We start from the raw sequence: 26,691 nt of genomic DNA, 5'->3' as shown, positions 1-26,691 counted from the left end.
GGCGAATTTATGAGGCAGTTTCAGGCGGTATTCTCATGACCGAGATGGTTTACGGTGCGCTCCCGCAGGCAGTAGGCGAGCCCATTCTTCCCCGTTGGTGGCGGACGGTCGACAAGTGGTCGATCTCCTGCGTGCTGATCCTGTTCGGGATCGGGCTGCTCCTGGGGCTCGCGGCCTCGCCGCCGCTGGCCGAGCGCAACGGGCTGGACCCGTTTCACTATGTCCAGCGGCAGATGATCTTCGGTGGCGCGGCGCTGGTGACACTGTTCGTCACCACCATGCTGCCGCCGAAACTGGTGCGCCGCCTGGGCGTTCTGGGCTTTATCGGCGCCTTCATCGCGCTTGCGTTCCTGCCCGTGCTGGGCACAGATTTCGGCAAGGGCGCCGTACGCTGGTATTCGCTGGGCTTTGCCAGCTTGCAGCCGTCTGAATTCCTGAAGCCGGGTTTCGTCATCGTCTGTGCCTGGCTGTTGGCGGCCAGCAATGAAATCAACGGACCGCCGGGCAAGAGCCTGTCGCTGGCGATAACTGTCATCGTGGTGGTTTTCCTGGCGATGCAGCCCGACTTCGGTCAATCCGCGCTGATCCTGTTCGGCTGGGGAGTCATGTATTTTCTGGCCGGCGCGCCCTTCATCCTGCTTATTAGCATGGCCGGTGCCGTCGTCCTTTTGGGCGTTTTCGCCTATAACAACTCCGAGCACTTCGCCCGCCGCATCGACGGCTTCCTGAACCCCGAAGTTGAACCGACCACCCAGCTTGGCTATGCCACCAATGCCATTCGCGAGGGCGGGTATTTCGGCGTGGGCGTGGGGGAGGGTCATGTGAAATGGTCCCTGCCGGACGCGCACACGGATTTCATCATCTCGGTTGCGGCCGAGGAATACGGGCTGATCCTGGTACTGGTGATCATCGCGCTTTATGCCACCATCGTGGTGCGCAGCTTCCTGCGGCTCATCCAGGAGCGCGACATGTTCATCCGTCTGGCCGGCACCGGCCTGGCTGCCATGTTCGGTGTGCAGGCCCTGATCAACATGGGGGTCGCGGTTCGGCTTCTGCCCGCCAAGGGCATGACGCTTCCCTTCGTCTCCTATGGCGGATCGTCGCTCATCGCGGGGGGCGTGGCCCTGGGAATGCTTCTGGCCTTTACCCGCACCCGTCCGCAGGGGAAAATCGGCGACATACTGTTGCAACGAGGGCTTCGATGAGCACCCCCCGAAAACCGCCGCTTCTTGTCATCGCCGCCGGGGGAACCGGCGGCCATATGTTTCCGGCCCAGGCTCTGGCCGAGGTCATGCTGCGCGAGGGCTGGCGGGTAAAGCTGTCGACCGACGCGCGCGGGGCGCGCTACACCGGTGGTTTCTCCCATGCGGTCGAGATCGAGCAGGTCTCGTCGGCCACTTTTGCCCGGGGCGGGGTGCTGGCAAAGCTTGCCGTGCCTTTCAGGGTATTGGGCGGCGTGCTGTCGATGACCGCGCGCATGCGCCGCGACCGGCCTGCCTGCGTGGTGGGGTTTGGCGGATATCCCTCCATTCCGGCGCTGGGGGCGGCGACCCTTTTGCGCCTGCCGCGCATGATCCACGAACAGAACGGTGTGCTGGGTCGGGTGAACAGGCTCTTTGCCAAACGTGTGCACAGGCTTGCCTGCGGCACCTGGCCCACCACGGTGCCCGAATGTATCGAGGCCGTGCACACCGGCAACCCGGTGCGCGGCGCTGTACTGGACCGGGCCGGGGCGGGTTATATCACGCCCGGGGACTACCCGATGTCGATCCTGGTGATCGGCGGCAGCCAGGGTGCACGGGCGCTGTCGGACACTGTGCCCGCCGCCATCGCGGACCTGCCCGAACGCCTCCTGCGCCATGTCTCGGTCAGCCATCAGGCGCGCGACGAGGACGGTGAACGGGTCAGGGAATTCTATGACACCCACGGCATCCGGGCCGACGTGCAGCCCTTCTTCTCGGACGTGCCCGCCCGCCTGTCCGAGGCACAGCTCGTGATCTCGCGCGCAGGTGCCGGATCGGTGGCGGATATCAGCGTGATTGGCCGTCCCTCGATCCTGATCCCGTACCCGCATGCGACCGAGGATCACCAGACTGCGAATGCGCGTGGGCTGGTCGACGCACAGGCGGCGATCCTGATCCCGGAAAGCCAGCTTGACGTTCCCACGCTTTCGGCGCAAATCGCTGCGGTATTGGACAATCCGCAAGGGGCGAGACTGATGGCCGCCGCCGCGCTGGCACAGGGCATCCCCGACGCCACTCAGCGCCTTGCGGACATGGTGCATGACCTGACAGGAGTAGACGAGTAGATGAACGCCGCCGCCACCAAGCTGCCCACCGAAATGGGCAACATCCACTTCACCGGCATCGGGGGCATCGGCATGTCGGGCATCGCCGAGGTGCTTTTGAACCACGGCTACAAGGTGCAGGGGTCAGACCTGAAAAGCTCGAAGATCACCAAGCGGCTGGAAAGGCTGGGGGCCAGGGTCTTCATCGGCCAGGCGGCGGACAATCTGGAGGACGCCGAGGTGGTGGTGATCTCCTCGGCGATCAAACCGGGCAACCCGGAACTGGATGCCGCCCGCGCGCGCGGCCTTCCCGTGGTGCGCCGGGCCGAGATGCTGGCCGAACTCATGCGCCTGAAATCCAACGTCGCCATCGCCGGGACGCATGGCAAGACGACGACCACCACCATGGTGGCCGAGCTTTTGGAAAAGGGTGGGATCGACCCGACCGTGATCAACGGCGGCATCATTCACGCCTATGGCTCCAATGCGCGCATGGGGCAGGGGGAATGGATGGTGGTCGAGGCCGACGAGAGCGACGGCACCTTCAACCGGCTGCCCGCCACCATTGCCATTGTCACCAATATCGACCCCGAGCATATGGAGCACTGGGGCGATTTCGAGACGCTCAAGAAGGGCTTCCTTGAGTTCGTGTCCAATATCCCCTTCTACGGCGTCGCGATCTGCTGCACCGACCACCCGGAAGTGCAGAACCTGGTCGGCAAGATCACCGACCGCCGCGTCATCACCTTTGGCTTCAATGCCCAGGCCGACGTGCGCGCGGTGAACCTGACCTACAAGGGCGGCGTGGCCCATTTCGACATCGAGCTGCACCAGGATGGCACCGTGATCGAAGGCTGCACCCTGCCGATGCCGGGCGACCACAATGTCTCCAACGCGCTGGCCGCCGTGGCGGTGTCGCGTCACCTGGGGCTTAAGCGCGAGGAAATTCGCCAGGCCCTTGCCGACTTCGGCGGCGTCAACCGCCGCTTCACCAAGGTGGGCGAGGCGGGTGGCGTCACAATCATTGACGACTACGCCCATCACCCGGTGGAAATCGCCGCCGTGCTGAAGGCTGCGCGCCAGGCCTGCGAGGGCCGCGTGATCGCCGTGCACCAGCCGCACCGCTACACCCGGCTGCATTCGCTTTTCGACGACTTCTGCGCCTGTTTCAACGAGGCCGACGTGGTCGGCATCGCCGAGGTATTCGCCGCCGGAGAAGCCCCGATCGAAGGTGCCACCCGCGACGACCTTGTCGCGGGCCTCATCGCCCACGGCCACCGTCATGCCTGCAACGTCGACAGCGAAGATGACCTGACGCGCCTGGTCAAGGACCAGGCCAGGCCGGGCGACATGGTGGTCTGTCTGGGGGCAGGAACCATTTCGGCCTGGGCCAACGGGCTGCCCGCGCGATTGGGCTAGTCGTGATCGGTTGGCAGAAACATATCCCCTTCATGGAGGTTCCTGCCCCGCCTTTCCGAAAACCGACGGAAAGGACCGCCCATGCCTGACCAGCTCAAACGCCGCCTCGGCCTTGGCCTGCTGACCACCTATGGCGTCGGTGTCATGGTGGGGGCGGGGATTTATGTTCTGGTCGGTGCCGTGGTTGCGCAGGCCGGGGTCTATGCGCCCTTGGCCTTCCTGCTGGCGGGGCTGGTCGCCGCACCCTCGGCGATTTCCTATGCCGAGCTGTCCGCGCGCATTCCCGAAGCCTCGGGCGAAGCGGCCTATATCGAGAAGGGCCTGGGCCTGCACTGGCTGGCCGTGCTGGTGGGCCTGGCCATCGTGCTGGCGGGCACCATTTCCGCCGCGGCGGTGTTGCGCGGCGGGGTGGGCTATCTGACCGCCGTGGCGGATGTGCCGTTTGAATGGGCGGTGATCGGCATCGGAGTGTTCCTGACCGGGGTCGCTCTGATCGGTGTGCTGGAAAGCCTCGCCCTGGCCGCCGTCTTTACCGTGGCCGAGGTCGTGGGGCTGCTGGTCGTGGTCTGGCTGGGGTTCAGCGCCTACCCGTTGGTGGAGTGGGCCGAACTGCCGCCGCCGGTCTGGCCCGGCGTGACCGCCGCCGCCGCGCTCGCCTTCTTTGCCTTCATCGGTTTCGAAGACATGGTCAACATGGCAGAAGAGGCGCGCGACCCCACCCGCACCGTCCCGCGCGCGATCCTCTATGCGCTTGTGATCACGACATTTCTTTATGCACTGGTCAGCCTGGCGGCCGTACGCGCGGTGCCGGTTGGCGCGCTCGCCGGGTCCGAACGCCCGCTTGTGCTGGTCTGGCAGGCCGGTACGGTGATGAGCCCGGTGATCCTGTCCGCAATCGCGGTCGCCGCCGCGTTGAACGGGGTTCTGGCGCAGATCGTCATGGCGGCCCGTGTGCTCTTTGGCCTTGGCCGACGTGAGCCCGCCTTGGCGGTGTTCAACCATGCCCATCCACGCTTCGGCACGCCGGTTCTGGCGACCCTGTTGCTGGGGGGGGGGCTGATCGGGGCTGCTCTGGCCCTGCCGGTGGCCACCTTGGCCGAGGCGACCTCGACCGTGTTGCTGATTGTTTTTGCGGTGGTCAACACGACCCTTATTGCGCTGAAACGCAAGGCGCCCGAGGCCCCGTTCCGCGCCCATCCGGTGGTCCCCTGGCTGGGGCTGATCGCCGCTCTGGCTGCTCTGGCCGCCAACCTGTGGAGCGCTTTCGCATGAGCTGGGTGCTGATTGCCTCCGGCCTTTGGGTGCTTGCGGCAACCGCCGTCGCCTTTCTTCCGATGCGCACGCAATACGCGCCGGGGCTGTTCCTGCTGGTCGTGGCGCCGATCCTGATGTATTTCTTGGCAAAAGAGCACGGGGCGGTTGTTTTTGCCCTTGCGCTCGCGGCATTTCTGTCCATGTTCCGCCGTCCATTGACCTATTTCGCCCGGCGTATGCTGGGCCGCCAATCGGAGCCGCGGGAATGACCCTGTCCCTCATCCTTGCCAGCGCCTGGGCCGTGCTGGCCAACGTGATCGCGATGTTCCCCTCGCGTCGGCAACACTGGCCCGCCGCGTGGGGGCTCATCGCCGTGGGCATTCCGATCCTGGGTTTCGTGACCTACGAGAACGGGCCGCTGATCGCCATCGTTGTCGCGGCGGCCGGCATGTCGGTCCTGCGCTGGCCGGTGATCTACCTGACCCGCTGGGTCCGTGCGCGGGTGAGCCGGTAGGGCAGGCCAGTCGTGGCCGCACCAAGGCCAAGGTCGGGTTCACGCGACTTGATCGACGGCATGCCGGCCCGCAGCCCCTTGGCAGGACCGGGGCACCCCGCTATGACGCAGACATGAGCCTTGATCTGCCCCCGGTGCGTGGCACCCTGACCGAGAACCGTCCCCTGAATGACCTGACCTGGCTGCGTGTCGGCGGGCCGGCGGACTGGCTGTTTCAGCCCGCCGATATCGCGGACCTGCAGGATTTTCTGGGGAACCTCGATCCGTCCATTCCGGTGTTCCCGATGGGCGTGGGATCGAACCTGATCGTGCGCGACGGCGGCATTCGCGGCGTGGTGATCCGCATGGGCCGTGGCTTCAACGGCGTATCCATTGAGGCCACCACCGTGACCGCAGGTGTCGCGGCGCTGGACGCCCATGTGGCGCGCAAGGCGGCCGCGGCGGGCGTGAACCTGACCTTCCTGCGCACCATCCCCGGCGCGATTGGCGGCGCCGTGCGCATGAACGCGGGCTGCTACGGCGATTATGTGGCCGATGTTTTCGTCTCGGCCAGAGCGGTGACGCGGGCAGGGCAACTGGTCACGCTCACGGCAGGGGATCTGAACTTTGCCTATCGCCAGAGCGATCTGCCCGAAGGCTGGGTGCTGGTGGAGGCGACCTTCGAAGGCCCCGCAGGCGACCCCGCCGAACTGGAGGCGCATATGGCCGCACAGCTTGCCAAACGCGACGAAACCCAGCCCACAAGGGACCGCACGGCCGGCAGCACGTTCCGCAACCCGGCGGGGTTCAGCTCGACAGGCCGCGCGGATGACCCGCATGACCTCAAGGCCTGGAAGGTGATCGACGACGCGGGGATGCGGGGTGCAACCCTGGGTGGGGCGCAGATGAACCGGATGCATTCGAATTTTCTGACCAACACCGGGGGCGCCTCGGCTGCCGACCTGGAAGGTCTTGGCGAATTGGTCAGAAAAAAGGTTTACGAGAACAGCGGCATAGAGCTACAATGGGAAATCAAGCGGGTCGGTGAACCTGCGGTTGACTAAGCTCTCGACGAAGAGCGCAGCAGTACACTCAGAACAACGGACCCCTGCGGTCCGACATAATCATCAAGGGTCGGAAAAACCGGCCCGTTAACGAGGCACATGGGTCGGCAAACGGCCCTGGTACGAGGCAACTAACGTGGGCAAGTCGAGCAGGACAGCCCCGAAAGTCGCGGTCTTGATGGGTGGCCCCTCGGCAGAACGCGAGGTCTCCCTGAGCTCCGGGCGCGAATGCGCCACGGCTTTGCGGGAAGAAGGTTTCGAGGTTTTCGAAATCGACGCAGGCGCGGATCTTATGGCGCGCCTCCAGGAGGCTCAACCGGATGTGGTCTTCAACGCGCTCCACGGTCGCTGGGGCGAGGACGGCTGCGTGCAGGGCGTTCTGGAATGGCTGGGTCTGCCGTACACGCATTCCGGTGTGCTGGCCTCGGCGCTTGCGATGGACAAGGAACGCTCGAAACAGGTGTTCCGCGAGGCGGGTCTGCCGGTGGTGCACAGTGTGCTGGCCAGCAAAGCCGAAGCCCAGGCGCGTCACCTGATCGCGCCGCCCTATGTGGTCAAACCCAACAACGAAGGCAGCTCGGTCGGTATCTATATCGTCAGTGAGGGCACCATTGCCCCGCCGAAACTGGCCGACACCATGCCGGATATGGTCATGGTTGAAACCTACGCGCCGGGGCGCGAGATGACGACCGCCGTCATGGGCGACAAGGCGATGGGCGTGACCGACATCATTACCGATGGCTGGTACGACTATGACGCCAAGTACAAGGAAGGCGGCTCGTCCCACGTGCTGCCCGCCGACATTCCTGCCGAAATCGAAGCCGCCTGTCTGGATTTTGCCCTGCGCGCGCATGAGGCGCTGGGCTGCCGTGGCGTGTCGCGCACCGATTTCCGCTGGGACGAGGTGCGCGGGCTGGACGGGCTGATCATCCTCGAGGTCAATACCCAGCCCGGCATGACGCCCACTTCCCTTGTGCCCGAACAGGCGGCGCATCTTGGGATGAGCTTTGGCGAGATCTGCCGCTGGATGGTGGAGGACGCATCATGCAACCGCTGAATGCCTCCCGTCCTGCCGCGCCCCAGCCGGTGAAACGCGATCCGGCCCCGTCGCGTGTGGCCTACAAGGCGCATCGGCTCTGGCTGACCCCCTTCGTGCGGCAGATGACCCGGGTCGGTCTGCCGGTCTTCGCCGTGATCATGGCGGCTGGGGTCTACGTGGCCGACAGCGACCGGCGCGAAGCGATCCTCTCCTCGGTTCAGGACATGCGCCGTGCGGTCGAGGAGCGCCCGGAATTCATGGTCAAGCTGATGGTGATCGAAGGCGCGACCCCCGTGGTCGATGACGCGATCCGCCAGTTGATGCCGATCGACTTCCCCATTTCCAGTTTCGATCTGGACCTCGAAGCAATGCAGTCCGAAGTCGCCGCGCTGGATGTGATCGAGCGTGTCGATCTGCGGGTGCGCCCGGGCGGGGTGCTGGAGGTCGAAGTGCGCGAACGGGAACCCGTGGTGCTGTGGCGCACCGCGGCCTCGCTGGAGATGCTGGACGGCACCGGCCACCGGGTCGCGACGATCTCGTCGCGGGCGGGCCGCGCCGATTTGCCGCTTCTGGCCGGACTGGGGGCTTCGGACCAGGTGCCCGAGGCCATGGCGATCCTGCGCGCCGCCGGACCGCTCAGGGGGCGCCTGCGCGGCCTCGTGCGCATGGGAGAACGCCGCTGGGACGTGGTTCTGGAGGGCGATCAACGCATTCTCCTGCCCGAGGACACCCCCGTTCAGGCGCTTGAGCAGGTGCTCGCCCTGGACCAGGCGCAGGACCTTCTGGCCCGCGACCTGATCGTGATCGACATGCGCAACCCGGACCGGCCGACCCTGCGCATGAGCCAAACCGCAACCGAAGAATTGCGCCGTATCAAAGGCCTGGAATTGGGAGGCCCCGCACGATGACCGATCTTTATTCTCAGCAACGCGCCATGCGCGCCATGCGACAAGCCGCGATGCAACGTGGTGTGATTGCCATTCTGGACGTGGGCAGCTCGAAGATCGGCTGCCTGGTTCTGCGTTTCGACGGGCCCGACCGGTTCCGCGAGTCCGACGGCGTCGGCACCATGGCGGGGCAATCCGCCTTCCGGGTGATCGGCGCCGCCACCACCCGCTCGCGCGGGGTGCGCTTCGGCGAGATCGACGCGATGCAGGAGACCGAACGCGCCATTCGCACCGCCGTGCAGGCGGCGCAAAAGATGGCGAATATCCGCGTCGATCATGTGATTGCCTGTTTCTCGGGCGGGTCGCCGCGGTCCTACGGGCTGGCCGGTTCGGTCGACCTTGAGGGCGGCAGCGTGTCTGAGAACGACGTGGCCCGCGTGCTGGCCTCCTGCGACATGCCGGATATCGGCGAGCACCGCGAGGTGCTGCACGCCCAGCCGGTGAACTTCGCGCTGGATCACCGTTCGGGGCTGAAGGATCCGCGCGGCCAGATCGGCAACCGCCTGTCTGTGGACATGCATGTGCTGACCGTGGACAGCGCGGTCATCCGCAACCTGCTTTACTGCATCAAACGCTGTGACCTCGAAGTCGCGGGGCTGGCAAGCTCGGCCTATGTGTCCTCGGTGTCCGCCCTGGTTGAAGATGAACAGGAACTCGGCGCGGCCTGTATCGACTTCGGCGGCGGGGCGACCGGCCTCTCGATCTTCATGAAGAAACACATGATCTATGGCGACGTCGTGCGGCTTGGCGGCGATCACGTGACCGCAGATATTTCGAAGGGTCTCCAGGTGCCCATGGCCACGGCCGAACGGATCAAGACCTTCTATGGCGGGGTGCATGCCACTGGCATGGACGATCGCGAGATGATCGAGATCGGTGGCGAGACCGGGGATTGGGAACATGACCGGCGCACCGTGTCACGATCGGACCTGATCGCGATCATTCGCCCCCGGGTCGAGGAGATCCTGGAAGAGGTGCGCAGCCTGCTGGACGTGGCCGGGTTCGATCACCTTCCCAGCCAGCAGATCGTGCTGACCGGCGGGGCCAGCCAGATCCCCGGTCTGGACGGGCTTGCGCCGCGCATCCTGGGCCAGCAGGTGCGTGTCGGCCGGCCTCTGCGCGTACAGGGCCTGCCGCAGAGCGTGACCGGTTCGGCCTTCGCCTCCTCAGTCGGCCTGTGCCTGTTTGCTGCCCATCCGCAGGATGAATGGTGGGATTTCGACATCCCCGCAGACAGCTATCCGGCCCGGTCGTTCAAGCGCGCCTTCAAGTGGTTTAAGGACAACTGGTAAGCCGTTGAATAGGCTGAAATGATACCTTTTCCACAGGCTTTTCCACAGCCACAAGATTTTGTGGCTTGGGCGAAATCCTGCTGAAAACCTTTTGAAAACACCCAACATTTTGCGGTGATTCGGTGTTTTTTGCGTGACGAAACCACAGAAATAATCCAATATGGCCTGTAATAGGCAGACCCTCGCCATGCCGTGGGGGCAACACAGGTAAACACGCCGAAGGTTCGGGACGGGACCAGAAAAATCCGGCGACAGTAACAGGCGGACAGAGCGATGACGTTGAACCTCACCATGCCCGGTCAGGAAGAGTTGAAACCCCGGATCACCGTGTTCGGTGTCGGTGGCGCGGGTGGCAACGCGGTCAACAACATGATCGAGAAGGAGCTGGAGGGGGTCGAGTTCGTCGTCGCGAACACCGACGCCCAGGCGCTGCAGCAGTCGAAGGCTGGTTCACGCATCCAGATGGGGGTGAAAGTGACTGAAGGCCTGGGCGCGGGCGCCCGCGCCTCGGTCGGCGCCGCCGCCGCCGAGGAGACCATCGAGGACATCGTCGACCACCTGGCCGGCGCCCACATGTGCTTCATCACCGCCGGGATGGGCGGGGGCACCGGCACCGGCGCCGCGCCGATTATCGCGCAGGCCGCCCGTGAACTGGGCGTGCTGACCGTCGGCGTTGTCACCAAGCCGTTCCAGTTTGAAGGCGCCAAGCGCATGCGCCAGGCCGAGGACGGTGTCGAGCAGCTGCAGAAGATGGTCGATACGCTGATCATTATCCCGAACCAGAACCTGTTCCGCCTGGCCAATGAGAAAACCACCTTTACCGAGGCCTTCAGCCTGGCCGATGACGTTCTTTATCAGGGCGTCAAGGGTGTGACCGACCTGATGGTGCGTCCGGGGCTGATCAACCTCGACTTTGCCGACGTGCGCGCCGTGATGGACGAGATGGGCAAGGCGATGATGGGCACCGGCGAGGCCGCAGGCGAGGATCGTGCGATCCAGGCCGCCGAGAAGGCGATTGCCAACCCGCTGCTGGACGAAATCTCGCTGCGCGGCGCGAAAGGCGTGCTGATCAACATCACTGGCGGCTATGATCTGACCCTGTTCGAACTGGACGAGGCCGCCAACCGCATTCGCGAAGAGGTGGATCAGGACGCCAACATTATCGTCGGGTCGACGCTGGACCCGAATATCGACGGCAATATGCGTGTTTCGGTCGTGGCGACCGGCATCGACGCCGCCGAGGTGACGCAGGAATTCCCGGTGCCGCGCCGCCGTCTGGCCGAGCCGCTCCACAGCCCGGCCGAGGTCGAAGAGAAACTGGAGGCCGAGGCCCCCGCCGCCGTCGCCGCCGCTGCGAAGATCGAGGAAGGCCCGGCTGAACCCTCGTTGTTCGATGATGGCCTGGATGCCACCGCCGCCGCCGCCGAAGAGCAGCTCGAAAACGTGTTCCCGGCCGAAGATGCCGGTGGTGATCTGCCGCCGCCCGCCTACCGGCCGCAGCAGGCCCAGCCCGATCCGGTTGCCCCCGCTGCCCCTGCCGCCTATGGCGCTGGCTACGACGGCGGATACGAGGACGAACCCGAAGTGGCCCAGTTTGTCGCGCCGAAAGCGCCTGCTCCCGGCACCCCGTCGCCTGAGGCGCTGGCCCGCCTGCAGGCGGCAGTGCAGAACCAGCCCCGCGCGGCAGGTGTCGCACAGCCGCAGCAACCTCAACCGGCGCAACCGGCTGCTGACAAGCCGCGCTTCGGGATCAACTCGCTGATCAACCGCATGACCGGCCACGGGGCCGAGGCGCCGGGCCAGCCGGCCCGCCACCAGCAGCCGCCGGTGCAGGCGCATCAACCGGAACAGGCGATCGATCCGGAACAGGAAAAGGTGGAAATCCCCGCATTCCTGCGGCGCCAGGCCAATTGATCCGCGCTAAAAGCGGTCACATCTGATCAGGAAAGGGCCGGTTCAATCCGGTCCTTTTCTTTTTTGTTTCAAGGTGTTGATAGGGTGAAAACCGCCCTTGGGCGGGGTTCTGCCCATTGGTTGGCGGGATGTTTCAGTCCGTTACAATCTTTGAGTTGAGATTACAGTTTCGTGACAGTAGGTCATGCGCAACCGGGCGAACTGCGTCCGGGAGGCAACCCATGGATCCGTCGTGCAGACAACCCTTGCGACCCCTGTCACATTCTCCGGAACCGGTCTGCATTCGGGCCGCCCGGTCCGCATGACCGTTAATCCGGCTCCGGCAGGGCATGGCATCCGGTTCCGCCGCACCGATGTGACCGACGGGCGCGACAATATCCTGCCGGCGCATTGGCGCCAGGTCGAACAGACCGCGCTCTGCACCCGGCTGATCAATGGCGACGGGGTCACGCTTTCGACCATCGAACACATCATGGCCGCGCTGGCCGGCTGTGGCATCCATAACGCGCTGATCGACATCGACGCGGCCGAAGTGCCGATCCTGGACGGTTCCTCCAGCAAGTTCGTCGCCCGCCTGATCGAGGCGGGAACCCGCGCGCAGGATCGCCCGGTACGGGTGTTGCGCGTGCTGAAGCCGGTTGAGGTGCGCAAGGGCGAGGCCTGGGCCCGCCTGGAACCTGCCGAAGGGTTCGAGATCCGCTTTCACATCGACTTCACCGATGAGGCCATCGGCTCCCAGGATTTGAGCCTGAACATGGCCAATGGCAGTTTCGTGCGCGAACTGTCGGACTGCCGGACCTTCTGCCGACAGGCCGATGTCGACGCGATGCGCGCCAACGGGCTGGCCCTGGGTGGAACACTGGATAACGCGGTGGTGGTAGACGGCGATACGGTGCTGAGCCCGGGCGGGCTGCGCCGTGCCGACGAACCGGTGCGTCACAAGATGCTGGATGCCCTGGGCGACCTTTACACCGCAGGCGCCCCGATCCTGGGCCGCTACGTGGGCCACAAGGCCGGTCACGCGATGACCAACGCCCTGCTGCGCGCCCTGTTCGAGGATGATGCCAACTGGTCGCTGGATGTGAGTGACGCGCAGACCGCGCGCCACCTTCCGGGTGTTGGCGTAGGGGCGCATGACCTGCCGCTGTCGGCCTGATCGACGGCCCCGGGCCACGACCGGCGGGAAACGGCTGCAAAAACCGGCCATAGACCATTTTGCCCGGAATTTTTCTGTGCTACTGAGACTGCAATCGGGTGCGGCTTTGACCGTGCGGAAATGGATTGACGGGGTGGGCGCCACATGACGCGCAACGGGTTCACTACGAAAACTTTTGTTTCTCTTGCTGTTGTTGCCATCTTGTCAGGGTGCGGCGCGATCGGTTCGATCGGCAGCGGTTCGCTGGGCGGCGGGTCCAGCGCTTCGGGCGGTGGCGGCGGATTCTTCAACGCTTTCCGCAGGAACCAGGTCGAACGCAAACCGATCGAAGAATATACTGCGGAAGAGATTTACAAACGCGCGGAATACGACCTCAACAACAACGAATTCGAGGACGCCGCCAAGTGGTTCGGCGAAGTCGAACGGCTTTACCCCTATTCGGAATGGGCCAAACGCGCGCTGATCATGCAGGCCTTTTCCTATCACCGGAACCGCGAATATGATCTGTCGCGCGCAACTGCGCAGCGATTCCTGGATTTCTACCCGGCGGACGAAGACGCGGCCTATGCACAGTATCTGCTGGCGTTGAGCTACTATGACCAGATTGACGAGATCGGACGCGACCAGGGGCTGACCTATCAGGCGCTCCAGGCACTGCGCGTGGTGATCGAGCGCTACCCGGATACGGAATTTGCGCGCTCGTCGGTTCTGAAATTCGATCTGGCCTTCAACCATCTTGCCGCCAAGGAGATGGAGATCGGGCGCTACTACCTGAAACGCGACCATTTTACCTCGGCGATCAACAGGTTCCGCGTCGTGGTCGAACAGTTTCAGACCACAACCCACACGCCTGAAGCGCTCCACCGGCTGGTCGAGGCCTATCTGGCCCTGGGGCTGGACGAGGAAGCGCAGACCGCCGGGGCGATCCTGGGGCACAATTTCCGCTCGACCGAATGGTATGAAGACAGCTACCGCCTGCTGACTGCCAGGGGGCTTGCGCCGGAGGCCAAGGGTGACAGCTGGTTGGCGACACTCTACCGCCAGTTGGTCCGAGGCGAATGGCTGTAAGCGCCGATGCTGCGCGCGCTTGAAATCCACGACATGCTGATCATCGACCGGTTGGAGCTGGAGTTCCAACCAGGTCTGAACGTGTTGACCGGGGAAACCGGGGCGGGCAAGTCGATCCTGTTGGACAGTCTGGGCTTTGTGCTGGGCTGGCGCGGGCGCGCCGATCTGGTGCGTGCGGGCGCCGATCAGGGCGAGGTCGTCGCCGAATTCGACCTGGCCGCCGACCACCCGGCCCATGCGGTGCTGGACGAGGCCGGGATCCCGGTCGGGGAGAGTTTGATCCTGCGCCGGGTGAACCGGGCGGATGGTCGCAAAACCGCCTGGGTCAATGACCGCCGTGCCTCGGGCGACGTGCTGCGCGCCCTGTCCGATACATTGATCGAACTGCACGGGCAGCAGGACGACCGGGGGCTTCTGAACCCGCGTGTGCACCGTGTGCTGCTGGATGAATTCGGCGGGCTGCACGGGGCGGTGGAAACCTGCCGGAAACGCTGGCGGGCGCTGGCAGCCGCGCTGACAGCCCTGGAAGCGTCACAGGCGAAGCTGGAAACGGCCCGCGCGGACGAAGAATTCCTGCGTCACGCGGTGGCCGAGCTGGACGCGCTGTCGCCGGAGCCCGGCGAGGATGGAGAACTGGACGCCCGCCGGCGGCTGATGCAGGCTGCCGAGCGCATTGGCGAGGACATTCAGAAAGCCGCCCAGGCTTTGGGGCACGGCGAGGGGGCCGAGGGGCGCATGGGCGACGCGATGCGCTGGCTCGAAGGGGTGGCAGGCGAGGCAGGCGAGGCGCTGACCGCGCCGCTGGACGCCCTGGGGCGCGCGATGATCGAGCTGGATGAGGCGGTGTCGGGCGTCGAAGCCGCGCTGGAATCCCTGCATTTCAACCCCTCCGAGTTGGAAATGGTCGAGGAAAGGCTCTTTGCCATTCGCGGCCTAGCGCGCAAACATGGTGTGGCACCGGATGACCTGGGAACCTTCGCCGAGGATCTTCGGGCTCGGCTGGCCGCGATTGACCACGGCGCCGAGGATATTGCCGCGCTGACGGCGGCGCTGGCGGAAGCCCGTGGGGCCTATGACATTGCGGCCGGGGCGCTGACGGCAAAACGCATCCGCGCGGCACAGAAGCTCGACAAGGCGATGGCCGGGGAGCTTGCACCGCTGAAAATGGAACGCGCGGTTTTCACTACGAAAATCGAACACGGTGCCGATGGGTCCGGGGGGCGCGACGAGGTGGTGTTTACCGTCGCCACCAACCCGGGGGCCCCGTCTGGGCCCTTGAACAAGATCGCTTCGGGCGGGGAGCTCAGCCGCTTCCTGCTGGCCCTCAAGGTCTGCCTGACCCGCGATTCCCAGGGTCTGACGATGATCTTTGACGAAATCGACAGGGGCGTCGGCGGGGCCACCGCCGATGCGGTCGGGCGCCGCCTTGCCGCGCTGGCCTCTGATGGCGGGCAGGTGCTTGTGGTGACTCATTCCCCCCAGGTGGCGGCGCTGGGTGCACATCACTGGCGGGTTCAGAAAAACGTGGTCAGGGGCACGACACTGTCCACTGTCATGCGATTGGACGAAGCCGACCGGGTGGACGAGGTGGCGCGCATGCTGTCAGGCGACGTGATCACCGACGCGGCGCGCGGCGCGGCGCGCGAGCTGCTGGGCTGATCCAAACGATGTCAGGGTCGGCTACCGTCCGCAGAAGTGGTGGATCAGCGGTTTGATGTCGAGCGCGGCAATGGCAAGGCCCAGCGGGATCATCCAGAACCCCAGCACCGGCAGAAAGCCGAACACGCCACCCAGGACGATCACGATCCCCAGCAACAGCCGAAGCCCGGGCGGGACCCGCAGGCGCACCCAGGCCAGAAAACGGCGATAAGCACGGCGAAATCCGCCCGGCCTTGTGCGCGGATCAGTTGCCACGGACCAGCTTGCCCGGATTCAGGATGCCGGTAGGGTCCAGCGCGCGCTTGATGTCGCCCATGACCGCCCAGGCCTCCCCATGTTCGGCCTCCATATAGCCACGCTTGCCCATGCCGACGCCATGTTCTCCGGTCACTGTGCCGCCCAGGGCGAGGGCGCGTTCACTCATGCGCGCCGCCAGACGCCGTGCTTCGGCCATTTCGACCTCGTTGTCGGGATCGACCAGCAGGATCGCATGGAAATTCCCGTCCCCCACATGGCCCAGGATCGGGCCCGGAATGTGGCTTGCGTCGATGTCGGCGCGTGTCTCGGCCACCGCGCGGGCAAGTTCCGAGATCGGCACGCAGATGTCGGTCACGATCGCCCGCGCCCCCTGCCGCAGCCCGAGGCAGGCGTAATAGGCCTGGTGACGTACGCGCCACAGGCGATTGCGGTCTTCGGTCCTGGTGGCGCTTTCAAAACCGACGGCGCCGAAGTCGCGGGCGATTTCTCCGAACATTTCGGCCTGTTCGGCCACGGCCCCTTCCGAGCCGTTGAACTCCACCAGAAGATGCGGGAGCTCGGGCATGTGGGTGTCTGAATAGGCATTCACGGCCTTCACGGACATGGTGTCGACAAACTCGATCCGCGCCATGGGAATGCCCATCTGGATCGTGTGCTGCACCGCGCCGACGGCATCTTCAAGCCGCTCGAAAGCGCAGACACCCGCCGAGATCGCCTCGGGCTGACCCTGCAGGCGCAGGGTCAGTTCGGTGATCACGCCCAGCGTGCCTTCGGAGCCTACGAACAACCCGGTCAGGTCATAGCCCGCCGCGGATTTCGCGGCGCGCGAGCCGGTGCGGATCACCCGCCCATCGGCCAGCACGACCTCCAGCGCCAGGATATTGTCACGCATCGTACCATAGCGCACCGTCGTGGTGCCGCTGGCGCGGGTGGCGGCCATGCCGCCGATGGTGGCGTTGGCGCCGGGGTCCACCGAAAAGAACATTCCCGTGGTGCGCAGCTCCTCGTTCAACTCCTGGCGGGTCAGGCCCGGTTGGACCACGGCAACCATGTCGCCGGGATCCGCCGACAGCACCCGGTTCATACGCGAAAAATCCAGGCTCAGCCCTCCGCGAATCGCGCTTGTGTGTCCTTCCAGGGATGTGCCTGCACCAAAGGGGATGACCGGGCAGCCGTGCTCATGACAAATGGTCAGTAACCTGCTGACTTCCTCGGTCGAGACCGGCCAGGCGACGCCATCCGGCGGGATCGGGGGGAAATGACTTTCGGATTGGCCATGGCTCTCCAGATCGGACTTGGAGCGGCTCAGGCGATCGCCTAACAATGGTGTCAGCGCGGCAAGTGCGGTGTCGATGGTCATGCCACCATTCCCCCATGTTACCCGGGCGAATTTAAGCCAACTGTGAGGCAGTTGGAAGGCCAGTGAATCAGGGTAGGCATGGGCGAACCGTTAAAAAAGTTCCTCTCGCGGTGGATCACGCAGTTTCGGCATGAAACACGCCATGCCTGGCTGGTTCTGCGCGAAAAGGGACCGAGCCAGGTCCAGTTCTGGCTGATCGCCCTGCTGATCGGGGTGGCAGCGGGATTTGCTGCCCTGTTTTTCCGCAAGGGAATAGAGGGGTTGCAGGGGTTTCTCTATGGAACCGATGACATCGCGCACCTGCATTCCTGGGCGGGCACATTGCCCTGGTACTGGGTGCTGTTGCTGCCTGCCATCGGCGGTCTGGTCGTGGGGGCGGTGCTGAACTGGTTTACCCATGACGGGCGGGTGCGATCAGTGGCCGACGTGATCGAGGGCTCGGCGCTGTGGGAGGGCCGCGTGGAACGGCGCGCGGGCGTGGGCTCGGCGCTGGCCTCGTTCATCACCCTGTCGACCGGAGGCTCGACCGGGCGGGAAGGGCCGGTGGTGCATATGGCCGCCGTGATGTCGGCCTGGGTCTCGGCCCGGATCAATGCCAATGGGATCACCGGGCGGGACCTTCTGGGCTGTGCGGTGGCGGCCGCGGTTTCGGCCAGCTTCAATGCGCCGATCGCGGGGGCTCTTTTTGCGCTCGAGGTCGTGCTGCGCCATTTCGCAGTACATGCCTTTGCGCCCATCGCCATTGCCTCGGTCGCCGGCACGGTGATCAACCGGATCGAATATGGCGATGTGACCGAATTCGTGCTGCCCGCCGAAGGCTCGCTGGCCTTTTACGTCGAACTGCCCGCGTTCCTGATCCTGGGGCTCGTGTCGGGCGTGGTCGCCGTGGTGCTGATGAAGGCGATCTTCTTTGCCGAAGACCTGGGCTCGGTGGTGGCATCGCGTCTGCGCCTGCCGGGCATCCTGCGCCCGGCGCTGACCGGGCTGATGTTGGGCGCCATGGCGATCTGGTTTCCGCATATCATCGGGGTGGGCTATGAGACGACTTCGCTTGCGCTGACCGGAGAACTGGTGCTGTGGAACGCGGTGATCTTTGCGGTGCTCAAGGTCATCGCCGTAGCGATCACCATGGCAGGGCGCATGGGCGGGGGTGTTTTCTCGCCCGCGCTCATGGTCGGCGCGCTGACCGGGTTGGCCTTCGGGATCATCGCCACGGCGGTCTTCCCCAATGTCTCGGGCTCCGAGACGATCTATGCGCTTGCCGGCATGGGGGCGGTGGCCGCCGCCGTGCTGGGCGCGCCGATCTCGACCACGCTGATCATCTTCGAGCTGACCGGCGACTGGCAGACCGGCATCGCGGTGATGGCGGCGGTCAGCCTGTCATCTGCCCTGGCCAGCCGCCTGGTCGACCGCAGCTTCTTCCTGACCCAACTGGAACGGCGCAACATCCACCTGGCCGCGGGGCCGCAGGCCTATCTTCAGGCGACGGTGCGCGTGGCGAAGATCATGCGTATGGCCGATGCCGCCAACGGGGCGCCGAAGGAGATCTGTCGGGAGCTGATCGAACAGGGCGTCTATGTTGATGGCAATGCGACGCTGGAAACACTGATGCCGATCTTTGAAAGTTCGGGCGCGCTGTTCATCCCGGTTGTCACACTGAAAGGGGAGGGCGATCCGCCGGAGCTTCGGGGCTCGGTCTTTCAGGTGGATGCGCTGAAGGCGCTCAACCGGGCGCTGGCGGAAACGGCGGCCGAGGAGCACAGTTGAGCGGTTGCCAAGAGGTGCGCTTGCGGCGCGCCTGAGGGGTCGGAATGAGGGGCGCTGCCCCTCAAACTCCCCGGGATATTTGCGGAAAGATGAAAAGCAGTGCGCGGGCGGCCCGCCAGTTCAGCCTGTCAGGGCGCGGGTGAGGGCGCACCAGGCTTCCAGTTCGATGGTCTCGGCCCGGGCCGTTGGTTTTATGCCGACGGAGGTCAGCACATCTTCGATATCCGGGTGGATCCCCTTCAGCGAGGCCCGCAGCATCTTGCGGCGCTGGTTGAACGCTGTGGCGACCACCGATTGCAGCTTCTGGGCATCGGCCGGAAAACGCGGTTCCGGCAGGGCTTTCAGGTGGACGACGGCCGAATGCACCTTGGGCGGCGGGGAGAAGGCCTCGGGCGGGAGTTCCATGGTGATCCCGGCCTGGGTGCGCCATTGGGCGAGGATGGCGAGGCGGCCGTAGGCCTTGGACCCGGGCTGCGCGGTGATGCGTTGCGCCACCTCGCGCTGGAACATCAGGGTCAGGCTTTCCCAGGCTGGCGGCCAGTCCTTCGGGGTCAGCCAGCGCACCAGCAATTCGGTGCCCACGTTATAGGGCAGGTTGGCGACGATGCGGATTGGCGGGGTGAGATGTTCGAGCGGGTTGATGTCGAGCGCATCGGCGTTGACCGTCTGGAGCTTGCCCGGGTAGGCCGCGGCGATTTCGGCCAGGGCGCCCATGGCGCGGCTGTCCTTCTCCACGGCCAGCACCTTGCGGGCGCCTTCGGCCAGAAGTCCCCGGGTCAGACCTCCGGGGCCGGGGCCGACCTCCAGCACGTCGCACGCGCTGAGGTCTCCGGCCTGGCGTGCGATCTTCGAGGTCAGGTTCAGGTCCAGGAGGAAGTTCTGGCCCAGCGATTTCTTGGCAACCAGACCGTGGGCCTCGATCACCTGGCGCAGGGGGGGGAGGCTGTCGATCGTGCTCATGTGTCGGCCTTTGCCACGGAGTTTGCCATCTGGGCAGCCATGCGCAGCGCCGCGATGAGGGAAGTGGGGTTGGCCCGGCCGGTGCCCGCGATATCGAAGGCAGTGCCGTGATCGGGAGAGGTGCGGATGAAGGGCAGGCCCAGGGTGACGTTAACGCCGCGGTCGAAATCCAACGTCTTGATCGGGATCAGCGCCTGGTCGTGATACATGCAGATCGCCACGTCATAGCGGGCGCGGGCGGCCGGGTGGAACATGGTGTCGGCGGGCAGGGGCCCCTGGATGTCAAAGCCCTGATCACGCAGATCATCGAGCAGGGGGGAGATCATCTCGATCTCTTCCATGCCCATGGCGCCGCCTTCGCCGGCATGCGGGTTCAGCCCCGCCACCGCGATGCGCGGAGCGCCGATGCCGAAGCGCGATTGCAGATCGGTATGGGTCAGGCGGATGCACCGTTCCAGGCCCGCGCGGGTCAGACGACCCGGCACGTCAGAGAGCGGGATGTGGATCGTCGCGGGCACCACACGCAGGGCCTCGCAGGCCAGCATCATGACCACGTCGGAGGCACCGGCCAGGTGGGCGAGGTATTCGGTATGGCCGGGAAAGGCGAAGCCAGCCCCGTCCTTCAGCGCCTTCTTGTGAATGGGCGCGGTGCAGAGCGCCGCCGCCTCGCCTGCCTGCACCAGCGCCACCGCGCGGGCAATGGCCGCAACCACGTGGGGGGCATGTGCGGCGACGGCTTGGCCGGGCTGGCGCGGGGGACCGAAATCCATGGGCAGGACGGGTAGGGCCCGGGGCATGACCCGGGCGGCCTCTGCCGTGCTGTCAACGCATTCGAACACGGTGCCGGGCGGCAGGTGGGTCGGATCACCCAACAGGACGAAATCCAGTTCCCCGCGCAGGGCATCCCAGGCCAGGGGCACCAGGTCCGGACCGACCCCGGCCGGTTCACCGATGGTCAGCGCGATGGGCGCAGCCCGCGCGGTCATGGTCATTCTTCGTCCAGATACTCGATATGGGCGGCTGCTTTCAGCTCATCCAGATAGCTGTCTGCGTAGGCCACGATGCGCTGGTTGCGCAGCTGGGCAGAGACTTCCTCGCGCGAGACGTCTTCGGGCAGAACCCGGGTACGGCCGCAGAGCATGAGGAAAACCAGGTTCTGCCCATCGGCGGTGGTCAGGGCGGTGGAGATTTCGTTGTCATCCAGCTGGGCCAGTTCCAGGGCATAATCCGCCGGGATCTCGGCCACTGGCAGAACATCAATCACCAGCCGTTCTTCCGGCTGACCCTTGGCCACGCCATAGAGGTCGTCACAGGTGTCCACCTCGGTGCGGATGCGGGCGGCCTGAGCCTGGGCGTTCACGCCGCCGGGCAGGAAATAGGTGGCATATTCGATCGACACGTCTTCCGGTTCGGCACTGCCGGTTTCCTGGATGTCGCGCATCTGGAACAGGGCGATGCCGTTGCGCACGGGAACCGGAGGTGAGACCTGCCCGGGGCTCAGCGGCAGGACCTGCGCGGCCACCTGCGGCGGAAGGTCGGACAGATCGACCCAGTCGAGCCGCCCGGACCGTGCCTTGGAGGGCGCGACGGAGAAGTTGCGCGCCGCCTGGGCGAAAGCGGGCAGGGTGTCGATATTGGCCAGACGCTCGGCCCGAGCCATGCTGGCGCGCTGGGTTTCGGGCGTATTGGCGGGCAGGATGATCTCGGACAGCAGAACGCGGACACCGGCACCGGGTTGGGTCAGCGCAATGGCGCGGTCGATCTCGGCCTCGGTGATCTGCACGCGTGAGACGAACCGGGCCCGCACGACTTCGCGCCAGAGCAGGCCTGCAGAGACGAAGTCGCGGAAGGTTTCCGCGGCAACTCCGCCCTGGGCCAGGGCATTCAGGAAGGCGTCCACTTCCAGATTGGCGCGACCGGCGAAATCCGCCATGCCGGCCTGCAGGGCCTCGTCGGCAACCTCTGCCCCGATCTCGCGCGCCGCATCCTGTTGCAGGCGCTCTTCGATCAGGCGGTCCAGAGACAGTTCCTCAAGGTCGCCCGGTGCCCCGAGGAGGCGCATCAGCGCCATGCGTTGCGACAGCTCGTAGGCGGTAATCACCCGGTCATTCACTTGCACCACGGGTGCAAACAGCTCCTGCGCCACGCCAGCGGCCGGCGTTCCAAGGCCAAAGCCCAATGCCAGGCAGAGCGCCGGCGCCCCTGAAACGATCCAGGCCCCGGCCCGGTGCGTCAGCGAAGAAACAATGGCCTTCATCTTCAAACTACCCACGTTATCTGTCCGTCCTCTATCGCACGCATGTCGACCTCTGGGTCCCGCGTCGGCCACCAAAACCGTTCAGCGAGACGCCGAAACCGATATTCGTGGTCGGCTTCACACTAGTCGATGAGGTGAAGCGACGCGAGAGGGAAAGGTCGATGGTCACGCATTCATTGCTGTATTCCAGGCCAAACCCCGCCTTGGTCAAATTATCAAGGCCAAGGTCATAGCGCCAATCGGCGCTGGCCTGCCAGTTGTCGTTGATCTGGAAGGTCGAATCCCAGCTCCATTCGTTTACCGGCGCGTCGCGGTCCTCGGCCAGGTCGGCGGCGACCCAGATATGTCCGGTTGCAAAGGCGACGCGGTCGTTTTGGAACATTGCAAGCACTTCGGATTTGTTAAGCTTGCTGTCATCGCCCAGAAGCGTACGGGCTTGCAGCGCAAACCTGTCCGCCAACTGTACCTGCCCGGCCACCAGCCAGTCCGAAGTGTTGCCCGACAGGCCGGACACCGTGCTGAATTGCCCCAGATCCCTTTGGTGCCAGACCCGTCCGGCTGCCAGCGCATAGGTCCAGTCTCCGGGCAGGAACCGGGTCCAGGTCACGCCAAGCGCCGCCCGGGTGCCACGTTCATGGGCGTCCTGGCCGGGGAATCGGTCCAGCGCGAACAGGTTGGTCTCGTCGAATTCGACCAGCGTACTGTCCTCGTTGGGGACACCCGCGCCCACGCGGTCGGACCAGGCGAGTTGCGCCACCGGTTCCAGCACCTCAAGCGCACCGGAACCCGTGGTGCGCGACATCGGATAGCGCAGGGTCAGCCCGGCAGCGGGGGTCACATGGGTGTTGTTCGTGTCAAAGCTGTCATCCTGCCAGATCCAGTAGCTGTCCGCGTCAAGGCGTCCGCGCAGTTCTGCCTCGATCCCGCCGGACAGCACCCAGTCGCGACGCCATTCGCCGACAAGGCTCAACCGCGCGCCATCCCGGCCAGCGCCGCCAACCGGGTTGTCGCTTTCTCGCCAATAGCTGTCCCCGAAGACCTGCCAGAAACCACCGCCACCCAGGGCGCCGTCGAAGCGTCGTTCGTAGAGAAACTCGGCCTGGCCAAAAGGCAATTCGCCGGAGTTCGCAATTTCGTCCGCGCGCAGGGTCTCGTATTGGGTCAGCCCGGCCAGGATGAACTCGTCACGCCGGGTGCGCGACAGGGTGAGGTGGCTTTCCAGCCGGTCGGCGTCGGTATAGTTGTAGTCGGTCAGGTAGCTCGCGTCCGAGACCTGCTCGATGCCGAACTCCAGCTGGAAATCACGCCCGACTTCGAACTGGCCCGAACCGAACAGATACCAGCGGGTCTGGCCGGGCAGCAGTTCGTCATCGCTGATCGCGCCGTTCAGGGTGATACGGCCCTTGGTAAAGGCCTGGCGGTATCGCAGCTCCACCGTGTTCGTCTTCGAGGTGAGGAAGGGGGTCACGGTGAGGTCGGCGTGATCACCCAGGCGGATGAAATAGGGGGTGCGCAGCCCCTTGCCCAGACGTGTCGAGGTCGACAGGCGCGGGGCCAGAAAGCCGGTGGCGCGGTCCAGGGTGGGATCCGGCAGGCGCAGACGGGGCAGCCAGAAAATCGGCACGCCCATGACACGGAACTGCGCGTTGGTGAAATAGAGCTGCCGCTCCACCGCATCATGCACCACCTCGCGGGCCCGGATTTCCCACAGGGGGGTTGGGCGGGCCAGGCAGACCTCGCAGGATGACGCGATGACCTTGGAAGCCTGGGTATATCGCCCGCCAACCCGGTTCAGTTCGGCCGCGGCGATCTGCAACTGCTGATCCAGCACCACACGGGCGCTTTGCATGATCCCGTCCGCCATGTCGGTCGACAGCTCCGCTGAGTCGGCGAGAACAATCATCGAGCCATCGGCCTGGGTCAGCGTGATCGGTCCCTCGATCTCCAGCCTGTCCGTGGCCCGGTCGTAGCTGACACGCGCGGCGGAAAGGCGCATGTTCTGGTAGAGCACCACCACATTGCCGGACGCCTCGATCCGGCCGGGGCCGGTGGCGCGCATGCTGTCGGCCACCAGAGTGGCGGGCGCGCTTTGCGACAGGGCGGGGGCGGCTAGCGGCAGGGCCACGCACAGTGACAGGGTCGCCAGAAGGGAACGCAGACGCAATGCCATCATCCGTCCTCCAGATGCAGTAGGATGCCAAGCGACATCAGGATAGCCGCCACCGGAGGTGTCCAGGCTGCGACCATGACCGGAATCTGGCCGTTTTCACCCAGTATCTGCGCAAAGTTGCGGATGAAATAGATGCCAAAACCAAAAATCAGCGCCAGCAGCACCATCAGCCCGGTGTGGCCGAACCGCGTGTGGCGCATGGTGAACCCCGCGCCGATCAGCACCATGGCGATCAGGAACAACGGTGTGGCCAGTTCCATCTGCAGCCAGACCTGGTGCGCCCGCGCGGTGAACCCGGCCTGCTCCAGCTGATCGATAAAGCCGGGCAGCTCCCAGATCGAAATGGTCGACGGGTTGCCGAAACTGTCTTCGATCTGGGTCTGGGTCAGGTTCGAGGCGACCCAGTAGACGCGATGCGTGATCGCCTTGCTTTCCGCATTCTCGAGGGTCAGATCCCAGACCTTGGCGTCGCGCAACGCCCAGCGGCCCACGTCCAGCCGGGCCTCGGCCGCGGTGATGCGGGTCAGCGGGAGCCCCTGCGTATCAAATGCGTAGAAGGTCACGTCAAAAAGCTGCGTACCGGTGACGCCCGAGCGCTGGGCGCGGATCACGGTCTGGCCGGCGTCGCTGCCCTGCCTGAGCCACAGCCCCTCCTCCGAGATCGACAGGATCTGACTTCTGGTGCCGGCATATTTCGCTTCCAGCTGGTCGTATTGCTTGGCGGTGGCTGCGGCGAAGGGGTTCAACACCGCCAGCGACAGAAGGCCGATCGCAAATACCGTCAGCACCGGCGAGGCCAGCGTCATCAGGGCAGAGCGCCCCGCGGCTCGCGTGACCACCATTTCCGAACTGCGCGCCAGACCCAGGAACATCGCAAGGGTCGACAGGATCACCACCAGTGGCAGAATCCGGTACATCCATTCCGGCATGTTGGTGCCGACCAGCTCGAGAAGTTCCCTGAAACCGACCTCGGTGCTGTCAAACTTGCGCACCTGTTCCAGCATATCCATCAACATGAAGATACAGGCCAGAAGCACCGCGGTGATCACGAATGACCGCAGGAACCTGCGCGCAATGTAGAAATGCAGCGTCATGCCGGCACCTCCACGGGGGGAGCGGGCAGCTTGCTTCGGCGGGCAAACAGTGCGGGGCGGGCCGAAACCCAAAGAACGGCGGCGCAGACCACCAGCCCGACAAGCGGTGTCAGATAGATCAACACCCAGCCCCTGTCATCGCTCCGGGCCGTGTCCACCATCGTATTGTCGAGTGTCAGAAGCAGGATGAACAGCACCGCGGCGCCCAGCATCTGGCGCCAAAGTCCGAACCGGCTGAAGCTGCCAAGCATCAGGACCGAAAAGCCGACCAGGGACGCGACCACCACCATGGCGGCCTGGCCGGTGCGCTCATGCGCCTCGGCCAGAAAGACCGCGCGCGGCGCGTTCAGCACGCGCTGCATCGCCGGTGTGGCGGCCAACAGATCTGCGGTCGAGAGGGTGCGCAGCGTCAACGCCGGTATCATGCCCTGATCGATCAGCGCGCCGAGGTCATAGGTGAAATCCTCGAATGTGGTGGTGATCAGGTCGCTGTCACCGGTCGAAAGGACCTGGGCAAGCCCGTCGAACATGACCAGTTTCGGCCCGGTTTCGGACCGCACGACAAGGGCGCGCTGGGCGGTATAGGTCACATGTCGTGCGACGTCGCGCGTATCGGTCAGGAACAGGTCGCGCAGCTCGCCCTCGGGGGTAATCTCGCGGATGTAGAGCGTGATCCCGTTCGCCGGGTGCTCGAACGATCCCTGGGACAGGAAGCGCGCGGTAATGTTCTGGGCGATCTCGGCCTGGCGTTCGGCCAGCCGTTGCTGGCTTGAGGGCACCAGCACATGGGTCAGAAGCGCCACGAACAACCCGGCGATCAGGCCAAAGGCCAGCACCGGGCGGGCCAGGCGGAAGGGGGAATATCCCGCCGCTTCGACCACAACCAGTTCACTTTCCGAACTCAGCCGATTGGTGACGAAAACCGCGGCGGCAAGGGCGGCAAAGGGCACGACGGCTGCAATCATCGACGGCAGGGTCAGGGCCGTGAACTCAAGGAAAACCAGAATGCTCTCACCATTCGCGACCAGCTGGTCAAACAGGCGCACGGCCCGGTTCACCCAGTAAATCAGCACCAGCACCAGCGCAAAGAAGCCGAACAGCACCGTCAGTTGAGACAGCAGGTATCTGTCGAATCTGGCCAATGCTTCCCCCAAAGCGCTTTTGCAGTGTTTCGGTTCTAGCGGATCGACGGTGTGGGGAAAACTGCTTTTGCCCGGAATTCCCCCGATATGC

23 protein-coding genes are annotated in these 26,691 nt (G+C 65.0%); 15 read left to right on the top strand and 8 right to left on the bottom strand.

Annotated features, from left to right (window positions below; all coding sequences use genetic code 11):
- Positions 1-35 precede the first annotated feature (35 nt).
- The 14 genes from ftsW to recN all read left to right on the top strand — a co-directional run bounded on the left by ftsW (position 36) and on the right by recN (position 15,592).
- Positions 36-1,205 carry a putative lipid II flippase FtsW gene (gene ftsW, locus Q1V43_RS04470; RefSeq protein ID WP_300514416.1) on the top strand — a complete coding sequence of 390 codons (1,170 nt, stop codon included), beginning with the start codon at positions 36-38 and terminating at the stop codon, positions 1,203-1,205.
- Positions 1,202-2,308, top strand: a complete 1,107-nt coding sequence (locus Q1V43_RS04465) for a UDP-N-acetylglucosamine--N-acetylmuramyl-(pentapeptide) pyrophosphoryl-undecaprenol N-acetylglucosamine transferase (RefSeq protein ID WP_300514413.1) — start codon at positions 1,202-1,204, stop codon at positions 2,306-2,308. The genes ftsW and Q1V43_RS04465 overlap by 4 nt, the downstream gene beginning before the upstream one ends.
- A complete protein-coding gene (gene murC / locus Q1V43_RS04460; RefSeq protein WP_300514411.1) occupies positions 2,309-3,706 on the top strand; it encodes a UDP-N-acetylmuramate--L-alanine ligase in 1,398 nt (465 codons plus the stop codon).
- A gap of 81 nt (positions 3,707-3,787) precedes the next feature.
- On the top strand, positions 3,788-4,978 hold the full coding sequence (locus Q1V43_RS04455; RefSeq protein ID WP_300514409.1) for an APC family permease: 1,191 nt from the start codon (positions 3,788-3,790) through the stop codon (positions 4,976-4,978).
- On the top strand, positions 4,975-5,229 hold the full coding sequence (locus tag Q1V43_RS04450; RefSeq protein WP_300514406.1) for a DUF2484 family protein: 255 nt from the start codon (positions 4,975-4,977) through the stop codon (positions 5,227-5,229). Before Q1V43_RS04455 ends, Q1V43_RS04450 begins: the two co-directional genes overlap by 4 nt.
- Positions 5,226-5,474 (top strand): DUF2484 family protein, encoded by a 249-nt coding sequence (locus Q1V43_RS04445; protein ID WP_300514403.1) that lies wholly within the window; start codon positions 5,226-5,228, stop codon positions 5,472-5,474. Before Q1V43_RS04450 ends, Q1V43_RS04445 begins: the two co-directional genes overlap by 4 nt.
- A 113-nt stretch (positions 5,475-5,587) precedes the next feature.
- Entirely contained in the window at positions 5,588-6,517 is a 930-nt protein-coding gene (murB, locus tag Q1V43_RS04440; RefSeq protein WP_300514400.1) for a UDP-N-acetylmuramate dehydrogenase, read from the top strand.
- Positions 6,518-6,653: 136 nt separating this feature from the next.
- A complete protein-coding gene (locus Q1V43_RS04435) occupies positions 6,654-7,574 on the top strand; it encodes a D-alanine--D-alanine ligase (protein ID WP_300514397.1) in 921 nt (306 codons plus the stop codon).
- Positions 7,562-8,464 (top strand): cell division protein FtsQ/DivIB, encoded by a 903-nt coding sequence (locus Q1V43_RS04430; protein ID WP_300514394.1) that lies wholly within the window; start codon positions 7,562-7,564, stop codon positions 8,462-8,464. The genes Q1V43_RS04435 and Q1V43_RS04430 overlap by 13 nt, the downstream gene beginning before the upstream one ends.
- Entirely contained in the window at positions 8,461-9,795 is a 1,335-nt protein-coding gene (gene ftsA / locus Q1V43_RS04425; RefSeq protein ID WP_300514392.1) for a cell division protein FtsA, read from the top strand. Before Q1V43_RS04430 ends, ftsA begins: the two co-directional genes overlap by 4 nt.
- A gap of 273 nt (positions 9,796-10,068) precedes the next feature.
- Positions 10,069-11,709: a cell division protein FtsZ gene (gene ftsZ / locus Q1V43_RS04420; protein ID WP_300514390.1), complete on the top strand. Its 1,641-nt coding sequence runs from the start codon at positions 10,069-10,071 to the stop codon at positions 11,707-11,709.
- A 232-nt stretch (positions 11,710-11,941) separates the two neighbouring features.
- Positions 11,942-12,865: a UDP-3-O-acyl-N-acetylglucosamine deacetylase gene (lpxC, locus tag Q1V43_RS04415; protein WP_300514388.1), complete on the top strand. Its 924-nt coding sequence runs from the start codon at positions 11,942-11,944 to the stop codon at positions 12,863-12,865.
- Positions 12,866-13,009: 144 nt separating this feature from the next.
- Complete coding sequence (locus Q1V43_RS04410; protein WP_300514386.1) at positions 13,010-13,933, top strand: outer membrane protein assembly factor BamD; 924 nt, start codon at positions 13,010-13,012, stop codon at positions 13,931-13,933.
- Between the two features lie 6 nt (positions 13,934-13,939).
- The gene (gene recN / locus Q1V43_RS04405) at positions 13,940-15,592 is read left to right on the top strand and encodes a DNA repair protein RecN (protein WP_300514384.1); all 1,653 of its coding nucleotides are present in this window, start codon (positions 13,940-13,942) and stop codon (positions 15,590-15,592) included.
- Between the two features lie 21 nt (positions 15,593-15,613).
- On the opposite strand, the gene Q1V43_RS04400 is transcribed toward recN, so the two are convergent.
- Positions 15,614-15,847 (bottom strand): hypothetical protein, encoded by a 234-nt coding sequence (locus Q1V43_RS04400; RefSeq protein ID WP_300514382.1) that lies wholly within the window; start codon positions 15,845-15,847, stop codon positions 15,614-15,616.
- Positions 15,837-17,210, bottom strand: coding sequence for an FAD-linked oxidase C-terminal domain-containing protein (locus Q1V43_RS04395; protein ID WP_300514380.1), 1,374 nt, complete (start codon positions 17,208-17,210; stop codon positions 15,837-15,839). Before Q1V43_RS04395 ends, Q1V43_RS04400 begins: the two co-directional genes overlap by 11 nt.
- A 78-nt stretch (positions 17,211-17,288) precedes the next feature.
- Between Q1V43_RS04395 and Q1V43_RS04390 the strand changes: the two genes are divergently transcribed.
- Positions 17,289-18,977 carry a chloride channel protein gene (locus Q1V43_RS04390; RefSeq protein ID WP_300514377.1) on the top strand — a complete coding sequence of 563 codons (1,689 nt, stop codon included), beginning with the start codon at positions 17,289-17,291 and terminating at the stop codon, positions 18,975-18,977.
- Between the two features lie 120 nt (positions 18,978-19,097).
- Here the strand turns inward: Q1V43_RS04390 and rsmA are convergent, their stop codons facing one another.
- From rsmA to lptF, 6 genes are read right to left on the bottom strand one after another with little or no spacing between them, the layout of a single operon-like run.
- Positions 19,098-19,937 carry a 16S rRNA (adenine(1518)-N(6)/adenine(1519)-N(6))-dimethyltransferase RsmA gene (gene rsmA / locus Q1V43_RS04385; protein ID WP_300514375.1) on the bottom strand — a complete coding sequence of 280 codons (840 nt, stop codon included), beginning with the start codon at positions 19,935-19,937 and terminating at the stop codon, positions 19,098-19,100.
- Positions 19,934-20,923, bottom strand: a complete 990-nt coding sequence (gene pdxA, locus Q1V43_RS04380; protein ID WP_300514465.1) for a 4-hydroxythreonine-4-phosphate dehydrogenase PdxA — start codon at positions 20,921-20,923, stop codon at positions 19,934-19,936. The genes rsmA and pdxA overlap by 4 nt, the downstream gene beginning before the upstream one ends.
- 2 nt (positions 20,924-20,925) lie before the next feature.
- On the bottom strand, positions 20,926-22,209 hold the full coding sequence (locus Q1V43_RS04375) for a peptidylprolyl isomerase (RefSeq protein WP_300514373.1): 1,284 nt from the start codon (positions 22,207-22,209) through the stop codon (positions 20,926-20,928).
- Between the two features lie 16 nt (positions 22,210-22,225).
- Positions 22,226-24,364 (bottom strand): LPS assembly protein LptD, encoded by a 2,139-nt coding sequence (gene lptD, locus Q1V43_RS04370; RefSeq protein ID WP_300514371.1) that lies wholly within the window; start codon positions 24,362-24,364, stop codon positions 22,226-22,228.
- A complete protein-coding gene (gene lptG / locus Q1V43_RS04365) occupies positions 24,364-25,458 on the bottom strand; it encodes an LPS export ABC transporter permease LptG (protein ID WP_300514368.1) in 1,095 nt (364 codons plus the stop codon). The genes lptD and lptG overlap by 1 nt, the downstream gene beginning before the upstream one ends.
- Entirely contained in the window at positions 25,455-26,600 is a 1,146-nt protein-coding gene (gene lptF, locus Q1V43_RS04360) for an LPS export ABC transporter permease LptF (RefSeq protein WP_300514366.1), read from the bottom strand. Before lptF ends, lptG begins: the two co-directional genes overlap by 4 nt.
- Between the last annotated feature and the right edge of the window lie 91 nt (positions 26,601-26,691).

This window comes from Aliiroseovarius sp. (assembly GCF_030148435.1).
Lineage (GTDB): Bacteria > Pseudomonadota > Alphaproteobacteria > Rhodobacterales > Rhodobacteraceae > JASBTN01.
This window is presented reverse-complemented; position numbering and strand designations above follow the sequence as displayed.